Source organism: Henriciella marina, assembly GCF_027213945.1.
Lineage (GTDB): Bacteria > Pseudomonadota > Alphaproteobacteria > Caulobacterales > Hyphomonadaceae > Henriciella > Henriciella marina_A.
In genome coordinates this window covers 339,576-353,924 of the sequence record NZ_JAPWGW010000002.1, presented here as the reverse complement: position 1 = coordinate 353,924, position 14,349 = coordinate 339,576, and the positions used below count along the sequence as shown (strand labels likewise).

At 61.8% G+C, this 14,349-nt stretch carries 19 protein-coding genes; 16 read left to right on the top strand and 3 right to left on the bottom strand.

Translation table 11 applies throughout. The features are described 5' to 3' along the window. Positions 1 to 13: 13 nt before the first annotated feature. Positions 14 to 619 (top strand): YqaA family protein, encoded by a 606-nt coding sequence (locus O4G74_RS08115; RefSeq protein ID WP_269402133.1) that lies wholly within the window; start codon positions 14 to 16, stop codon positions 617 to 619. Between the two features lie 84 nt (positions 620 to 703). Next, positions 704 to 1,906, top strand: a complete 1,203-nt coding sequence (locus tag O4G74_RS08110; protein WP_269402132.1) for a serine hydrolase domain-containing protein — start codon at positions 704 to 706, stop codon at positions 1,904 to 1,906. Between the two features lies 1 nt (position 1,907). Here O4G74_RS08110 and O4G74_RS08105 read toward each other — a convergent pair whose 3' ends face one another. After that, entirely contained in the window at positions 1,908 to 3,779 is a 1,872-nt protein-coding gene (locus O4G74_RS08105) for a putative bifunctional diguanylate cyclase/phosphodiesterase (protein ID WP_269402131.1), read from the bottom strand. A 296-nt stretch (positions 3,780 to 4,075) separates the two neighbouring features. Here O4G74_RS08105 and O4G74_RS08100 point away from each other — a divergent pair, with 296 nt between their 5' ends. Together O4G74_RS08100 and O4G74_RS08095 are read left to right on the top strand one after the other, a co-directional pair. Continuing rightward, entirely contained in the window at positions 4,076 to 4,996 is a 921-nt protein-coding gene (locus tag O4G74_RS08100; RefSeq protein ID WP_269402130.1) for an Hsp33 family molecular chaperone HslO, read from the top strand. 155 nt (positions 4,997 to 5,151) lie between these two features. After that, positions 5,152 to 6,162, top strand: coding sequence for an NADP-dependent oxidoreductase (locus O4G74_RS08095; protein WP_419715377.1), 1,011 nt, complete (start codon positions 5,152 to 5,154; stop codon positions 6,160 to 6,162). On the opposite strand, the gene O4G74_RS08090 is transcribed toward O4G74_RS08095, so the two are convergent. Both O4G74_RS08090 and O4G74_RS08085 read right to left on the bottom strand, forming a co-directional pair. Further along, entirely contained in the window at positions 6,159 to 6,746 is a 588-nt protein-coding gene (locus O4G74_RS08090; RefSeq protein WP_269402128.1) for a 1-acyl-sn-glycerol-3-phosphate acyltransferase, read from the bottom strand. The genes O4G74_RS08095 and O4G74_RS08090 overlap by 4 nt on opposite strands. Positions 6,747 to 6,790: 44 nt before the next feature. Then, on the bottom strand, positions 6,791 to 6,946 hold the full coding sequence (locus tag O4G74_RS08085) for a hypothetical protein (RefSeq protein WP_182481923.1): 156 nt from the start codon (positions 6,944 to 6,946) through the stop codon (positions 6,791 to 6,793). A gap of 92 nt (positions 6,947 to 7,038) precedes the next feature. Here O4G74_RS08085 and O4G74_RS08080 point away from each other — a divergent pair, with 92 nt between their 5' ends. From O4G74_RS08080 to O4G74_RS08025, 12 genes are all read left to right on the top strand, one after another. Further along, positions 7,039 to 8,295, top strand: coding sequence for a DNA-packaging protein (locus O4G74_RS08080; protein ID WP_269402127.1), 1,257 nt, complete (start codon positions 7,039 to 7,041; stop codon positions 8,293 to 8,295). Positions 8,296 to 8,466: 171 nt separating this feature from the next. Continuing rightward, the gene (locus O4G74_RS08075) at positions 8,467 to 9,582 is read left to right on the top strand and encodes a phage portal protein (protein ID WP_269402126.1); all 1,116 of its coding nucleotides are present in this window, start codon (positions 8,467 to 8,469) and stop codon (positions 9,580 to 9,582) included. Next, positions 9,579 to 9,803, top strand: coding sequence for a hypothetical protein (locus O4G74_RS08070; protein WP_269402125.1), 225 nt, complete (start codon positions 9,579 to 9,581; stop codon positions 9,801 to 9,803). Before O4G74_RS08075 ends, O4G74_RS08070 begins: the two co-directional genes overlap by 4 nt. Next, complete coding sequence (locus O4G74_RS08065) at positions 9,800 to 10,210, top strand: HK97 family phage prohead protease (protein ID WP_269402124.1); 411 nt, start codon at positions 9,800 to 9,802, stop codon at positions 10,208 to 10,210. The genes O4G74_RS08070 and O4G74_RS08065 overlap by 4 nt, the downstream gene beginning before the upstream one ends. Before the next feature lie 12 nt (positions 10,211 to 10,222). Then, positions 10,223 to 11,398: a phage major capsid protein gene (locus O4G74_RS08060; RefSeq protein WP_269402123.1), complete on the top strand. Its 1,176-nt coding sequence runs from the start codon at positions 10,223 to 10,225 to the stop codon at positions 11,396 to 11,398. 109 nt (positions 11,399 to 11,507) lie between these two features. After that, positions 11,508 to 12,056 carry a head-tail connector protein gene (locus O4G74_RS08055; RefSeq protein WP_269402122.1) on the top strand — a complete coding sequence of 183 codons (549 nt, stop codon included), beginning with the start codon at positions 11,508 to 11,510 and terminating at the stop codon, positions 12,054 to 12,056. Next, on the top strand, positions 12,053 to 12,487 hold the full coding sequence (locus O4G74_RS08050; protein WP_269402121.1) for a DUF3168 domain-containing protein: 435 nt from the start codon (positions 12,053 to 12,055) through the stop codon (positions 12,485 to 12,487). The genes O4G74_RS08055 and O4G74_RS08050 overlap by 4 nt, the downstream gene beginning before the upstream one ends. Then, on the top strand, positions 12,484 to 12,903 hold the full coding sequence (locus O4G74_RS08045; RefSeq protein ID WP_269402120.1) for a phage major tail protein, TP901-1 family: 420 nt from the start codon (positions 12,484 to 12,486) through the stop codon (positions 12,901 to 12,903). The genes O4G74_RS08050 and O4G74_RS08045 overlap by 4 nt, the downstream gene beginning before the upstream one ends. Next, positions 12,900 to 13,190 (top strand): GTA-gp10 family protein, encoded by a 291-nt coding sequence (locus tag O4G74_RS08040; protein WP_269402119.1) that lies wholly within the window; start codon positions 12,900 to 12,902, stop codon positions 13,188 to 13,190. Before O4G74_RS08045 ends, O4G74_RS08040 begins: the two co-directional genes overlap by 4 nt. A 1-nt stretch (position 13,191) precedes the next feature. Then, complete coding sequence (locus O4G74_RS08035) at positions 13,192 to 13,359, top strand: phage tail assembly chaperone (RefSeq protein ID WP_269402118.1); 168 nt, start codon at positions 13,192 to 13,194, stop codon at positions 13,357 to 13,359. Further along, entirely contained in the window at positions 13,352 to 13,723 is a 372-nt protein-coding gene (locus O4G74_RS08030) for a phage tail tape measure C-terminal domain-containing protein (protein ID WP_269402117.1), read from the top strand. The genes O4G74_RS08035 and O4G74_RS08030 overlap by 8 nt, the downstream gene beginning before the upstream one ends. Beyond that, positions 13,720 to 14,340, top strand: coding sequence for a DUF2460 domain-containing protein (locus O4G74_RS08025; protein WP_269402116.1), 621 nt, complete (start codon positions 13,720 to 13,722; stop codon positions 14,338 to 14,340). Before O4G74_RS08030 ends, O4G74_RS08025 begins: the two co-directional genes overlap by 4 nt. Positions 14,341 to 14,349 lie beyond the last annotated feature (9 nt).

Sequence of the window (14,349 nt, the reverse complement as noted above, 5' to 3'; positions counted from 1 at the left end):
TCGTTTGCGATGCATGACCGAGACCCTGACAGAGCAGCCCGACCAGTCAGTACGGGCCAAGATCGTGTCCTGGGCCAAGGGTCCATTGTTTTATCCCATCGCCGTACTGGTTGGCTTTCTTGAAGGCAGCTTTGTCGTCGTCCCGATGGAGCCTGTCTTTATTCCGATGATGGTGATGAGGCGCAAACAGGCCTGGCTGGTGGCGCTGGCGCTTCTGCTCGGCAATGTGCTCGGCGGCCTCGTGATCTACTGGCTGGGCGCGGTGCTGGCGGATGATTTGTTGCAGCCATTGATTTCCATCTTCGGCGCGCAGGAAACCTATGATGCGACGCTGCAGAAGCTGAGGGACGATGGGTTCGCCACGCTCTTCATGATCGGCGTGACGCCGTTCCCGTTTCAGCTGGGTGTGGCGGCAGCGGGGGCAGCAGGCTTCTCCGTCCTGCTCTTTACCATTGCGGTCGCGACATCACGCTCAATCCGGTTTCTGGTCATAGCAATCCTTGTGATGATTGTCGGCCAGAGCGCCGAGAAGCTTCTGAAGAAGTATGATGTCGAAATCTTCATCGGCGGTCTTTTGCTCTTTGTCGGCTTTGCAACCTATCTCCTCTTCTTCAGCTGACGCTGGGTCAGAAATCTCTTGGCTTGATATCGCAAGAACGCTCGGCTCTTATCCGCGTCAAAAGACGAGGGAGAAGAAAGCATCATGTCAGATCAGGTCCACGGACATTGCGATCCGAAGTTCGCTGAAGTCCGCGAAGAGTTTGAGCGCAATTTTGCTGAACGCGGTGAGCAAGGCGCATCGGTGTGCCTTAGCGTTGGCGGCGAGACACTGGTCGACCTCTGGGGCGGTGTTGCCGATGTGAAGACGGGCGACGCCTGGCGCGAAGATACCGTCTCCATTGTTTTTTCCTGCACCAAAGCGGCGACGGCGATCTGCGCGCACATCCTGATCGACCGTGGCGAGCTGGAGTTGCAGGCGCCCGTATCCAAGTACTGGCCGGAGTTTGCAAAGGCCGGGAAGGAAAAGACTACCGTTCAGATGATGCTGAACCATGAGAGCGCCATCCCAGCACTGCGTGAGCCGGTGAAGGAGAAGGGGTTCCTCGACTGGGACTATATGATCAAGCGCATGGAGGACGAGCCAGCCTGGTGGGAACCGGGCACACGGAACGGCTATCACATGGTCAACTTTGGCTGGACAGTTGGCGAGCTGGTGCGCCGTGTGTCCGGCAAGTCTCTGGGGCAGTTCTTTGCCGATGAAGTGGCCGGGCCGACCGGCGCCAAGTTCTGGATCGGCCTGCCTGATGGCGTCGATCCACACATGGCAGACATTCTGCCTTACATCCCGCAAAAGGGAGATCCCGTATCCGATTTCGCTGGGTTGCTGATGGGGGACCCGACATCGATCCAGGCGCTGTCCTTCATGAACAATGGCGGTTGGGGCGCCAATGACAAGGATGCGCACAAGGCAGAAATCGGCGGCGCGGGCGGTATCTCCAATGCGCGCGGACAGGTTGCGATGTACACACCGCTGGCGGTGAATGACGGCTCGCTTGTGTCGAAGGATCGTGTTTCGGCGATGTCGATGGTGTCGACGGCGACGCAGCGGGACGCGACTCTTCTGGTGCCGACACGCTTTGCGTCCGGCTTCATGAAGTCGATGGACAATCGCGCCCTGCCGGGGGCGCAGGCACAGTCTGCGATTATCGGCAAAGAAGCATTCGGGCATGTTGGCGCGGGCGGTCATATCGGTTTTGCCGACCCGGAATGCGGCCTCGCCTTCAGCTATACGATGTCACAGATGGGCCTCGGCCTTCTGATGAACGATCGCGGCCAGTCCCTGATTGACGCGGCGTATCGTGCCTTGGGCTATCGGTCGAATGCGCCCGGTGCCTGGGTTAGATAGATCAGCTGGCGAGCGACATGAGCTGGTCGTGAAACTCGATCTGCAGGACCATGTGAGTGTCGCCGCCAGATAGCGGTTTGGAGTAATAGAAACCCTGTATCTGGCCGGCGCCGAGGTCGCTGATCAGGTCGAATTGTTCCTGGGTTTCCACGCCTTCAACGACGCAGGAAAGGCTCATGTTTTCGCACAGGTCGAGGATTGAGCGCAGGACGTTCGCGCTCTTCTGATTATGGACCACGTCCCTGACGAAGCTGCGGTCGACTTTCAGCGCATCAATTGGCAAGCGATGGACATAGGCGAGGCTGGAGAATCCGGTGCCGAAATCGTCGATGGCAATGCGGGCACCCGCAGTCTTGATTTCTTCCAGAACCTCGAGCGCTGTTTCGAAGTCCTTGAGAACCGCAGATTCCGTGATCTCGAAAACCAGCCGGGACAAGGGAAAGCCGGCTCTCCGGGCGATCGAGAGAAGGCGTGAGACGGCCCCCGGCGTGTTGAGGCTGACGGCGGAGAGGTTGAAGCTGAGCGTCAGCTTCCCCGGCCAATGGCAGGCTTCGGTAACCGCCTTGCGGAACAGGACTTCGCTCAGCCGGCCGATGATGCCAGTGTTTTCGGCGATCTGGATAAAACGATCCGGACGCACATTGCCGAGCGTTGGCGAGTACCAGCGCGCGAGAGCTTCGAGGCCGGAAGTGTGACCTGCGTGCAGGTCGAGGACAGGCTGGAACTCAACCGACATTTCCTTTTCCAGGTCCGCATGGCGCAGCCCCTGCTCAATGGCGCTGTTCTCGAAGACGAGGCGCTCATGTTCCTGGGAGAAGAAAACCGGTTCAGACTTGTTGTGATGTTTGGCGAAGTAAAGCGCATAATCGGCCCGGTCGAAGAGATGGCTACGCGTCTCGGCGCTGTGTGGGAAGCGCGCCAGGCCAACCGTAGCTGACAGGTTTGCCGAGCCGTCTCCAAAATCGAAGGGGTGACGAAGCGCTTCGCAGGCCTGGCGGGCAATCTCGGTTACTTCGTCATCGCTCAATTCGCTGCGGATGAGCAGGCCGAATTCGTCGCCAGCCAGTCGGGCAACTGTCGCGTTATAGCCGGCAAATACCGTGCTGAGCCGTTTTGCGGTTTCGATAAGCACGGCGTCGCCGGCGGGGTGCCCGAAGACATCGTTGACGGCCTTGAAGCCATCAAGGTCGAGCAGCGCGACGACGAAGGTGCAGTCCTTGCCCTGGCAGGCCTCAACAAGTTCATCGATCTCATAGAGGAACTGGCGGCGGTTTGGCAGCGAGGTGAGACTGTCGGTATTGGCGAGGCGATAGTTTTCTTCGGAGAGCGTCTGTAGCTTCGTGTTCTGGCGGCCATGCTCGATCTCCTGCTCAACCATCTGAACGAAGTCGCGCTCAAGATTGATCAGCATATAGCCGAGCACGATCGAGACCAGGAGCAGGTTGAAGGCCACTGACGAATAGGCGAACGAGCCCTGAGAGAAGAGGAGGATACATGTCAGCGGCGTGACCGTCGCCAGCACGAGGACCGACGCCTGGCGAAGGTGCACGAGGCAGAAGGCGCAGGCGGAAACGGAGACAGCGTTGAAGAAGATCGCCTGGGCATTCTGGCCAGTGTCACCATAAGGCAGAAAGAAAATGCCCCAAACGCCAAAAATTGCACCGATCGGAACGACGAGAAGGTTGGTGTTGCGGAGGCTGGCGAAAATCTGGGCGTCTGTCAGCGACTTGCCTCGATTGCGCAGGTATTTGATGGTTCGCAGAACCATGAAGCTGAGCATCACAGCAGGCAGGTAGATCGTCATGAAACTCGGCGCCGCGCCAATATGGGTCAGGGACAGGCCAAGCAGGTTGATACCAAGGATGGAATACATCAGTGGTACCTGCTTGCTGAGAGCCACATACCGGGCGCGGTTGACTTCGACGTCTTCTGGATCAAGTGTCAGAAATGAACGCAGGTTCGAAAGCACAGCGACGTCCTCTTTGATCTACTGGGACTCCTGCTTAGGTAATTGAGCCTAATTTACGCTTTCAGGCTTATGTTCGATTTCAACTAATTCGGTAAGATGCAGGCATTCGGCCAGCTTCCAAGGCCTGCACCCGCCTTCTTGTCTGTGGACACGCCTGCCGCCACATAGCGCGCGAAGACGAGAAAGAGCGAGGACTGAAATTGAGCTCAGTATCACCAGCGCAAGACGATTTCGTGGCAGCATTCACCTCCGAGACACTACCCATTTCGGGGCGTGTCGTACGGATGGGGCCGCGGTCGCTGTCGCCAATACTACAGCGCCACGCCTATCCAGACCATCTGGGAGAAATCCTTGGTGAAGCCGTTTTGCTGTCCACGCTGATCGGGTCGGCGATGAAGTTTCAGGGCCGTATTCTGGCGCAGGCAGAAGGCGACGGGCCTGTCTCCATGCTGGTCGGCGAGTATAATACAGATGGCAGTGTGCGGGCCTATTCGCGCTATGAGGCCGAACGCTGGGCCTATCTGGAAAAGGTAAACCGCGGAGAGAAACCGCACATGCCCCAGCTCTTCGGCCCACAAGGCGCGCTTGCGCTTATCATTATTCAGGATGATCGCAATGTTCAGCCCTATCAGGGTATCGTTCCGCTTGTAAAAGGGTCGTTGGCAGACTGTGCGGAAGACTATTTCCATCAGTCACAGCAGGTACAGACCTGCCTGGCGCTCTCCGTAAAACGCGACGCCGCCGGTGAGTGGCATGCCGGCGGTATGATGATCCAGAAGATGGCCGGCGACGATGCACGCGGCGACACCGATGAGGGCTGGCGCGAAGCGATGGCGTTGTTCAACACGCTGGACCCCGAGGAGCTGTGCTCTGAAGAACTGCCCGCGCAGGAGCTGCTCTACCGCCTTTTCCATGAGGGCGGCGTGCGGATGCAGTCGCCAGAACCGCTGGACGACAATTGTACCTGTAATGAGGAAAGACTTCGCCACACGCTTGCCGGTATGCCGGACGAGTCACTGCGCGAAATGGCTGAAGACGATGGCACGCTTGGCGTCGACTGCCAGTTCTGCGCGCGCCATTACGATATTCCCGTGGAGGCAGTGACCGGCGCTGCGAACTAGAGTCCTGATACACGGCCGCAGGCGGCGCCCAGCTGCTTCCCGTGAGGTCAATGTTGATCAGGACGCGGGTTCTGCGCTTCAAACGGGTGAGCGAGACTGCGCCTCTGGCGTAGCCGGTATCATGCATGAAGCGCGAGGAGCTTACCGTGGCACGAGTGAACAAGACCTGGATCCTGAAGAAGCGACCCGTTGGCGATGTCGGCGAGGGCGACCTTGATCTCGTTGAAAGCCCTGTTCCCGAGTTAAAGGATGGCGAGGTCTGCCTGCGCACGATCTATCTCTCACTGGACCCGACCAACCGCATCTGGATGTCGGACCGCGAGCAGTACATGCCGCCCGTACAGATCAGCGATCCTATGCGGGGCGGTGGTATCTCCGTGGTTGAGGAGAGCAAGTTCGACGGCCTCAAAGCTGGCGATATCGTCAATACCGGTCTCGGCCAATGGTCGCTCTACCAGGTGAAGCCGGGGGCTGAAGTCAACAAGCTGCCGGAACTGCCGGGAGTGCCGCTGACGGCCTTCATGGGGCCGATCGGCATGACGGGGATGACGGCTTATTTCGGCTTGATGGATATCGGTAAGCCAAAGCCGGGTGAAACAGTTGTGGTGTCCGCCGCTGCTGGCGCTGTCGGCTCCATGGTCGGGCAGATCGCCAAGATACAGGGGTGCCGCGTTGTTGGCATCGCGGGCTCTGATGAGAAGTGCAAATGGCTGACAGAGACGGCTGGGTTCGACGCCGCGATCAACTACAAGACGGAAGATGTTGGCGAAGCGCTGGACCGTCATTGCCCGAACGGCATCGACATCAATTTCGAGAATGTCGGCGGCGAGATCATGGACGCGATCCTGATGCGCCTGAATGACTTTGCACGGATGGCGCTTTGCGGCCTCATCTCGTCCTATAATGCGACCGAGCCGGTGCCGGGACCCTACAACTTCTCCATGCTGCTCATGCGCCATGTCACGCTGAAAGGCTTCATTGTGACCGACTATATCGAACGCTTTCCGGAAGGGATGCAGGCGATGGCCGGATGGCTGATGGAAGGCAAGCTGAAATTCGAGACCGATGTGGTCGAAGGTCTTGAGAACGCGCCGTCTTCACTGGATCGGCTTTTTACGGGCAAGAACCTCGGCAAGCTGGTGGTCGAAGTTTCGAAACCGGACTAGGCGCTTTCGTCATCCGCAATCGAGAATTTTGCGCGATGCTTGCCTTTGGCGTTGGCGTATTTTTCGCGGATGGCCGGCAGGTCTGCTTCATAGTCGCCGGTTGGGTGGAAGAGACCGCGCACCTCAACGGTGCGTGAGCCATAGTCCAGAACCGTGATGAGCAGGGGGACCCTTGCGCGAAGGGCAATACGGTAGAAACCGCTCTTCCAGACAAGGGTGCCTGCGCGTGTGCCTTCCGGTGCAACGGCAAGGATAAGCCTGTCGGCGGTTTCGAATGCATCGGCCATCTGGTCGACGAACTCGCCCGCGGCATCCCGGTCTACAGGCACGCAGCCGAGCCAGCGGATAAAGCCGCCAAGAGGGTGATCGACGAGAGATTTCTTTCCCATCCAGCGCAGCTTTACCCGATAATAGCCGGCCGCCATAAGCATCCAGAAGCCGTCCCAGTTCGACGTGTGCGGGGCTGCGACGAGGACCACCTTGTCTTCCTGTGGCCAGTCGCCATCAACCTTCCAGCGTCCGGCCCAAAGAATGAGGGCACAGATCTGCCGCCAGACCCATGAGACGGCTGACGAACCGCCCAAGGGGGCCGGCCGCTTGCGCGAAAGTGTCGAGGTGGCTGCCACCGTCAGTCTTTGCGCTTCTTCACCGCACCTTGCAGCGTGAAACTGAAAGCAAGCGAGAGGATGAGGGGGACCCAGATCGGCAGCGTGCCGAGCCCTGGTGTTTCCAGCGCGGCAGCCAGATGATCGTCTACGCACCACCAAAGCAAAAACAGGAACATGATGACTTTCTCCCCACGCGTGCGACCTTAGCAGGATAGGGCGGGGCGGCAATCTCTCCGACCGTGTTGCTCGCACGATTAGTCTGCCAAGCATGACAGATACGACGATTTCAATGGCAAGCGATACGGCGCTGCCATTCGTGTTGACGGCGCGTGCGACGCAGTGTGCGCCAGAGGGCGACTGGAATAGCTGGCTGGCGCTCGGTGGGCGCGGCGCTGGCAAGACAAGAGCAGGGGCTGAATGGGTGCGCTTCGGCGCGCTGTTCGGTGGGCTTCGCTCCATCGCTCTGGTCGGGCCGACATTGCATGATGTGCGCGAGACAATGATCGACGGGGTCTCAGGCCTCTGCCAGATCGCCCGCCCGGGCGAAGCACCGCCAGTGTATGAGAGTTCTCGCCGCAGGCTGGTCTGGCCGAATGGCGCGGTGGCGCAGGCTTTCTCTTCTGAAGATCCCGACAGTCTGCGCGGCCCGCAGTTTGACGGGGCCTGGTGCGATGAGGTGGCCGCCTGGACGCGGGACAAAGATACGTTCGAGATGTTGCAGCTGGGCCTGCGGCTCGGGCGGCATCCGCGCGCTGTCATAACGACCACGCCGCGGCGAACGCCGCTCATCCGTCAGCTGATGAGTGAGGGCGGTGTTGCCGTCACGCGAAGCACCACGCGGGACAATGCCGACTTCCTGTCGCCTGCCTTCATCTCTCACATCGAGGCGCGCATGGGCGGGACGCGCCTCGGCCGTCAGGAGCTTGAGGGCGAGTTTCTGGAGGCCGAGGACGGTGTTTTCTGGACACGTGCCATGCTGCTGGCCACGCGCGCAGGCAGGCCGCCGCCGAAACTCTGTGACATCATCGTCGCGGTCGACCCGCCTGTCAGTATCGGGGACGGCGCCGATGCTTGCGGCCTGGTCGCGGCAGGCGCGACCAATGCGGCGGGCGGCGGCGTTCAATTCTGGGTCCTGGAAGACGCGACGCTTCAGGGAAAATCGCCCGCGGTATGGGCCGAAGCGGCCGTGACGCTTGCGGTCCGTATGGGCGCAAGCCGGATCGTGGCCGAAGCCAATCAGGGCGGCGAGCTGGTCCGGTCAGTGCTGCGGTCTGGTGGATGCGATATGCCGATACAGCTTGTGCACGCGCGGCTTTCAAAGACAGCGCGGGCGGCGCCCGTGATCGCGCTTTATGAGCGCGGGCGCGTGTCGCATGCAGGGCAATTTGCCGAGCTGGAAGAAGAGATGCTGCAGTTTGGCAGCAGCGGGATGCAGGGCTCACCCGACAGGGTCGACGCACTGGTCTGGGCGATTACGACGCTGGAGACCGCCACAGGGCGCCAGCCGAGCATTCGACCGCTTTAGGGGCTTCGTGCGTGGACGGAGGAAGGCGCGTCCCGAACGATCCTGCCGCCGCCACTGGCCGTCAGGGATTTCATCAGACCGGACGGCCCTCCCGGCTAGAACTTCATCAACGCTGAAGAACAGGGAGCGCGCTTTAGCAGGGTGCCCCCAAACGACGGAGATTGGTGTTAGATGAGATGGCCCTGGCAGACAGTCGAGACGCGTTCGGCGCAAACCTCTTTCATTGCGCTGGCGAGCCTGCCAGGCGCAGGCTGGGGCAGCCATGATGCGAGCGCGCTGATGCGCGACGGCTATGCTGGAAACGCGATCGCTTATCGGTGTGTGCGGATGATCGCAGAGGCTGCCGCCTCCATTCCGCTGACCACAAATAATGAGGATGTTGGCGCGCTCCTGTCGCGGCCGTCGCCGGACGAAGCGGGCAGGGTGCTGCTCGAGCGGCTTTATGGCGATCTGCAGATTACGGGCAATGCCTGGGCAGAGGCCGTCACACTCGCGGGGGAGGCCGCACCCAAAGGCCTTTTCGCACTGCGCGCTGATGCAGTCCGCCCACAGATGAATAGTGAAGGCGGCCTGATTGGCTGGGCCGTGCGCAAGCGCCGCGGCGAGCGGATCATCTATCGCGAGGCCGATGGCTGGAGTCCTGTGCTCCACCTCAAACTCTATCATCCTTCTGACAGTGTTATGGGGCTTTCTCCGCTGGCGGCGGCGCGCAAGGCGCTGGACCTTCACAATGGCGCCGCGGCCTGGGCAAAGGCGCTGATCGAGAATGCCGCGCGGCCCTCCGGCGCGCTGGTCTATGACGGCGAGGGGGCGGGCCTGACGCCGTCGCAATTCGACCGGTTGAAGGAAGAGCTGGAAAGCGCGCATTCCGGTGCGGCGAATGCGGGGCGTCCGTTGCTGCTGGATGGCGGGCTCGACTGGAAGCCAATGTCGCTGTCGCCCGCAGAGATGGATTTTGCAGGCACGCGCCATGCGGCCGCACGTGAGATCGCGCTCGCCTTCGGGGTGCCTCCCATGCTGCTCGGCATTCCGGGCGACAACACATACGCGACTTATAAGGAAGCGAACCTCGCCTTCTGGCGCCTGACCGTTCTGCCTCTGGTTCACAAGGTGGCCGACGCGTTGAGTGTCTGGCTGGCGGGGCGGTTCGAGGATGTCGAGGTGCGCCCGGACCTTGAGGACGTGCCAGCCTTTTCAGGTGAGCGCGATGCGCTGTGGGCGCGGCTTGAGGCGGCGAGTTTCCTGACCACTGTAGAAAAGCGTGTCCTCGCGGGGCTCAGCCAATGATCGAGCGCAAGATAACGGCTGGTTTCATACTGGCGCTCGCGCTTCAAACGGGCGGGGCGCTCGTCTGGGCAGGGGCTGCAGCCGAGCGGATTTCCATGCTGGAACAGCGCGCGGACATTGCGCGCCCGGTCGCCGAGCGACTGGCGCGCGTGGAAGCCCATCTCGAGGCCATCGAGAACCAGCTGGACCGGATCGAAGCCCGGCTGGAGGCGAAGCCATGACGCCCACGCCGCTTCTGGTTGAAGGCTACGCGGCTTTGTTTGGCGCTGCGGATCTGTCTGGCGACGTGGTGCGGGCGGGAGCGTTTGCGCGCAGCCTGCGGGCGGGCGCTGTGCCGATGCTGTTGCAGCATAGGTCCGGTGCCGTCGCCGGGCGCTGGACGCGCCTTGTCGAAGATGGTCGCGGGCTGTTCGTCCGTGGACTGATTGATGGTGCTGCCGCCTCGCGCGCAGTTCAGGCTGGGCTTTCGGGCCTGTCTATCGGGTTTCGCGCGCGGCTCTGGAAGCCCCGGCCCGAAGGCGGGCGTGACCTCATCGACATCGAACTTGTCGAGATTTCGCTGGTGGCCGCGCCGATGCAGCCACTCGCCCGGTTCACACAGATTGGAGGGGCCGCGCGGGCGGCCTGAGGAAGGAGAAAAATGACCAAGGAAATAAAGATGGCCGCCGAGGCAGGCACTGCTGCGACAGCCGAAGTGATGGCGGCATTCGAGGCCTATAAGCAGGCCAATGATGAGCGGCTTGCCGAGATTGAGGGGAAGGGCACGCATGACCCACTGCTGGATGCAAAGCTGAAAAAGCTCGACCGGCGTCTTGATGAGATCAGCCTGAAAGCGGCGCGCCCTGATGAGGCCTCTCCGGCAACAACTGGCACGGAGCAGGGCGAGGCTTGGTCGCGCTATTTGCGCAGCGGCGACGAAAGCGGGCTTGCACGGGTCGACGTCAAATCGCTCTCTGCGGGGACGGACGATCAGGGCGGTTATACCGCGCCGCCAGAGCTTGACCGCCTGATCGAGGCAAGGCTGATGCAGGCCTCGCCGATGCGCCAGATTGCAAGTGTGCGCCAGACGACGGCCGGCGTTTATCGCAAGCCTGTCAGCCTCGGTGTTGGTGCGGCCTGGGTTGCTGAAACCGGAGCGCGGGCGCAGACGACGACGGCGGGTCTCAGCCTGCTCGAATTTCCTGCGGGCGAGCTCTATGCCATGCCCGCGGCGACGCAAACGCTGCTGAACGACAGCTATGCCGATGTCGATGCCTGGCTGGCTGATGAGGTCGAGGCGGCCTTTTCCATACAGGAGAGCGCAGCCTTTGTGACAGGTGATGGCGACGGCAAGCCAAGGGGCTTTCTCGACTATGACGTTGTGGCTGAGGCAAGCCATGTCTGGGGCAAGATTGGCTCGGTCGCGGGCGACTTTACGGCCAACGATGCAGGTGACCAGATTATCGACCTTATCCAGACGCCGAAGAGCCAGTACCGGAGCAATGGCCGATTCGTGATGAACCGCAAGACCGTCGCCGCCGTCCGTAAGCTGAAGGATGCTGATGGCCGCTATCTCTGGCGCCCTGGCATGAATGGTGAGGGCCAGACGATCTTCGGCTATCCAGTCACCGAACTGGAAGACATGCCGGACATCGGCACGGGCAACGCTGCGATCGCGTTTGGCGACTTCCGGCGTGGCTATCTGATCGTTGACCGGCAGGGCGCGCAGGTGCTGCGCGATCCTTATTCGGCCAAGCCATATGTCCTGTTCTACACGACCAAACGTGTGGGAGGCGGCGTCCAGAACTTCGACGCCATCAAGGCCATGGTCTTCTAGCGCGGTCAGCAAAGTCAGCCTGCGAGGGGACGCAGGCTGATACCGCCCCGCAAGGCGACCGCTCGTGTCGCCCGTCGGGCAGGCAGCTTTCAATAGATGGATAACGAATATGACACTGACGGTTCTCACACCGCCAGACGAAGAGCCTGTGTCTCTTTCAAAGGCAAAATCCTATCTGCGCATCGGGCATGACGGCGAAGATGAGCTGGTGATCTCGCTCATCGCCGGGGCGCGGGCCGCGCTGGAAACGCAGGCAGGGCTGTGCCTGGTCAGCCGCACGCTGCGTTGGAGTTTTGCGGTCTGGCCGCGCGACCTGATAGCGAGGTCAGGGGGCAGGCTGCCCGCCGGGCCAGTCAGCGAGCTCGTGTCTGTTCGAAGCCTGGCCGGGGAGGTGGAGACCGACCTGACCAGCCGCTTCCTACTGGACGGCCAGCGGCTGTGCCTGCGCCCGGGTAGCTGGTTGCCAGCGATAGAGACCGGCGCGCGGGTGGAGGTCGATTTTGTTGCCGGGTTCGGCAGCGCGGCGGATGTACCAGAGGACCTGTCACTCGCGCTGCTAGTCATGGCGGACGCTGCCTATCGGCGCGGCAGCACCGATGTCGTCGTGTCCGAAGCGGCAGCGGCTCTCATTACGGCGCGTCGTGAGGTGCGGTTATGAGCGCGCCGTCATTCCCTTCAGGCGTTGAGGCAGAGCTTCAGCTTGCCGTGATGGAGGCCCTACGCTGTGACACCGGCGTTCAGGCCTATCTCGGAAATCCTGCGCGGGTCTTCGATGGTGACAGCGATGAGCCCGTCTTTCCCTGCGTCGAACTGGAGCGCCACGATGTGCGCCCCAATGGGAGCGCAGGCCATGCAGGCAGCGCTCATACGCTGAGCTTTGGCCTGCGAACCCGAATGGGTGGGCGCGCCGAGGCGATGCGCATCCTGAGCGAGCTGCGCCGGGTGCTGGACGCGTTTTCCTGTGCCGATGACGGGCGTCGAAGCGTGCTGTCCCAGACGATCTATTGCGACGTGATGCGCACGCCAGACCTTCGGGAGTTTCGTGGCGTCGTCCGGATGCGGATTATTTTGGAAGGGGCGGGCGAATGAGCGGACAAAGAGGACGCGACGTCCTGATCAAGATCTCTGTCGGCGCCGTGCCGGAGGTGTTCACGACAGTGGCGGGCATCCGCACAAGTAGTTTCGATCTCGAACAGAAGAGTGTCGACGCGACGAGCATGGACAGCCCAGGTGGCTGGCGTGAACTGCTCGGCGAGGCAGGGCTGCGTTCCATGCGCGTGCGAGGACGAGGGCTTTTCAAGGACGCGGCTAGTGATGCCCGGCTTCGGTCGGTTTTTCTGTCAGGTGAGCTATGCAGCTTCAAGCTCTGCGTGCCGGGTTTTGGAGACTTCATCGGGCCATTCCAGATCGCGCAGCTTGGCTGGGCGGGTAGCTTTAATGGCGAGGCGACCTTCTCGATCGATCTACAAAGCGCCGGGCAGATCACGTTTGAGGCAAGCGCATGAATGGCGCGCGGGGAGAGGTGATCCTGGATGTGGCTGGCCAGAAACGGGTTCTCTGCCTGACGCTCGGTGCGCTGGCCGACATCGAAAGCGCATTCGGATGTGCGTCTCTGGCAGACCTCCAGGCTCGCATGAGGCGTCTGTCGGCAGCGGAGCTTCTGCAGCTTGTATCCATACTGATGAAAGGCGGCGGTGAGCGCGTCGAGCCGGGCGAGCTGGCACAGCTCAATATTCAGCCAGCCGCCGCGGCGGCGGCCGTAGCGGAGGCGTTCCGTGCTGGCGTGGAATGAAATGCTGCGCGCGGCAGCCCTGATGGGCATCGCGCCCGCGCAATTCTGGAAACTGAGCCTGCGCGAATGGCGCGCGCTGACGACCCCTTCCGGGCCGGCGCTGCCGCGCAAGGAATTCGACCTGATGATGAAGACACGTCCGGATGAAAGGACAGCGGAGAATGGATGATTTTACGACAGAGCTGGACCGCGCGGGCGATGCGCTCGCCGCGCTCGCGGACGGGCCGGGAAAGGCCGCGGCAGCATCGCTTGAGGCGGCCTTCAGTGAGGCAGGGGCAGGCATCGAGGCAGCCCTGTCGCGCGCCGCGCGGTCCGGCGAGCTCGACTTTTCGCAGATGACGCGGGCGGTGCTGGCGGACTTGGCAAGTATTGCGGCAGAGGCTGCGCTCGCGCGAGCTGGCATTGGCGCGGGGGGCACATCGGTCACCTTCAACCTTCCACGATCGGGCGTGGGCGCCACACAAGCCACCTCGACACGCGAACTTTCCAAGGCCGTGGCGAAAGCCGCCGCAATCGGACGGAGGTTCACATGAGCCTTGCTGGTTTCCACGAGGGGCGCCTGCCGGTGCCGCCAGGGTTTGGCTCTACCAGCGGGCCTGTCTGGCAGACCGAGACGCTGGTGCTGTCCAGCGGCAAGGAAGTCCGCAATGCCCGCTGGTCGCGGCCACAGCGGCACTGGGAAGTGGTGACGCCCCCGCTCAGTGTCGAGGCTTTCGACAGTCTGGTCAGCTTCTTCAATGCGCGGCGTGGGCGATTGTCCGGGTTTCGGTTTCGCGACCCTGCCGCCTTCTCGAGCGCGGCGCCCGACATGGCGGTGTCGCCCACCGATGAAGTGCTGGGCACGGGTGACGGGACCCGCACCGTATTCCAGCTGGTTGTGGCTGATGGCGGCCTTGAGCGCCCGGTCCTTAAACCTGCAGCGAACAGCGTGCGCATTGGCGTGAATGGCGCTGAACTTCTCAGCGGATGGGAGGTGGACCAAGTGACGGGCGAGGTCGCCTTCGATGTGGCCCCTGAAGCTGGCGCCATCCTCACAGCAGGCTTTGAATACGACTGGCCGGTGCGCTTCGACACGGACGCCCTGGAAGTGAGCTTCGAGACGGCCGGATCCGGGCGGGTGGTGAGCTTGCCTCTGGTCGAGATTTTTTGAAGGAGGCGC

Excerpts from the sequence above, each read along its gene's own strand:
- O4G74_RS08115 (WP_269402133.1), top strand. The coding sequence starts at position 14 with ATGACCGAGACCCTGACAGAGCAGCCCGACCAGTCAGTACGGGCCAAG.
- O4G74_RS08060 (WP_269402123.1), top strand. The coding sequence starts at position 10,223 with ATGACCAAGGAAATAAAGATGGCCGCCGAGGCAGGCACTGCTGCGACA.
- O4G74_RS08070 (WP_269402125.1), top strand. The coding sequence starts at position 9,579 with ATGATCGAGCGCAAGATAACGGCTGGTTTCATACTGGCGCTCGCGCTT.
- O4G74_RS08055 (WP_269402122.1), top strand. The coding sequence starts at position 11,508 with ATGACACTGACGGTTCTCACACCGCCAGACGAAGAGCCTGTGTCTCTT.
- O4G74_RS08085 (WP_182481923.1), bottom strand. The coding sequence starts at position 6,946 with ATGTTCCTGTTTTTGCTTTGGTGGTGCGTAGACGATCATCTGGCTGCC.
- O4G74_RS08105 (WP_269402131.1), bottom strand. The coding sequence starts at position 3,779 with ATGTATTCCATCCTTGGTATCAACCTGCTTGGCCTGTCCCTGACCCAT.
- O4G74_RS08075 (WP_269402126.1), top strand. The coding sequence starts at position 8,467 with ATGAGATGGCCCTGGCAGACAGTCGAGACGCGTTCGGCGCAAACCTCT.
- O4G74_RS08025 (WP_269402116.1), top strand. The coding sequence starts at position 13,720 with ATGAGCCTTGCTGGTTTCCACGAGGGGCGCCTGCCGGTGCCGCCAGGG.
- O4G74_RS08080 (WP_269402127.1), top strand. The coding sequence starts at position 7,039 with ATGACAGATACGACGATTTCAATGGCAAGCGATACGGCGCTGCCATTC.
- O4G74_RS08035 (WP_269402118.1), top strand. The coding sequence starts at position 13,192 with ATGCTGCGCGCGGCAGCCCTGATGGGCATCGCGCCCGCGCAATTCTGG.
- O4G74_RS08065 (WP_269402124.1), top strand. The coding sequence starts at position 9,800 with ATGACGCCCACGCCGCTTCTGGTTGAAGGCTACGCGGCTTTGTTTGGC.
- O4G74_RS08040 (WP_269402119.1), top strand. The coding sequence starts at position 12,900 with ATGAATGGCGCGCGGGGAGAGGTGATCCTGGATGTGGCTGGCCAGAAA.
- O4G74_RS08030 (WP_269402117.1), top strand. The coding sequence starts at position 13,352 with ATGGATGATTTTACGACAGAGCTGGACCGCGCGGGCGATGCGCTCGCC.
- O4G74_RS08045 (WP_269402120.1), top strand. The coding sequence starts at position 12,484 with ATGAGCGGACAAAGAGGACGCGACGTCCTGATCAAGATCTCTGTCGGC.
- O4G74_RS08050 (WP_269402121.1), top strand. The coding sequence starts at position 12,053 with ATGAGCGCGCCGTCATTCCCTTCAGGCGTTGAGGCAGAGCTTCAGCTT.
- O4G74_RS08110 (WP_269402132.1), top strand. The coding sequence starts at position 704 with ATGTCAGATCAGGTCCACGGACATTGCGATCCGAAGTTCGCTGAAGTC.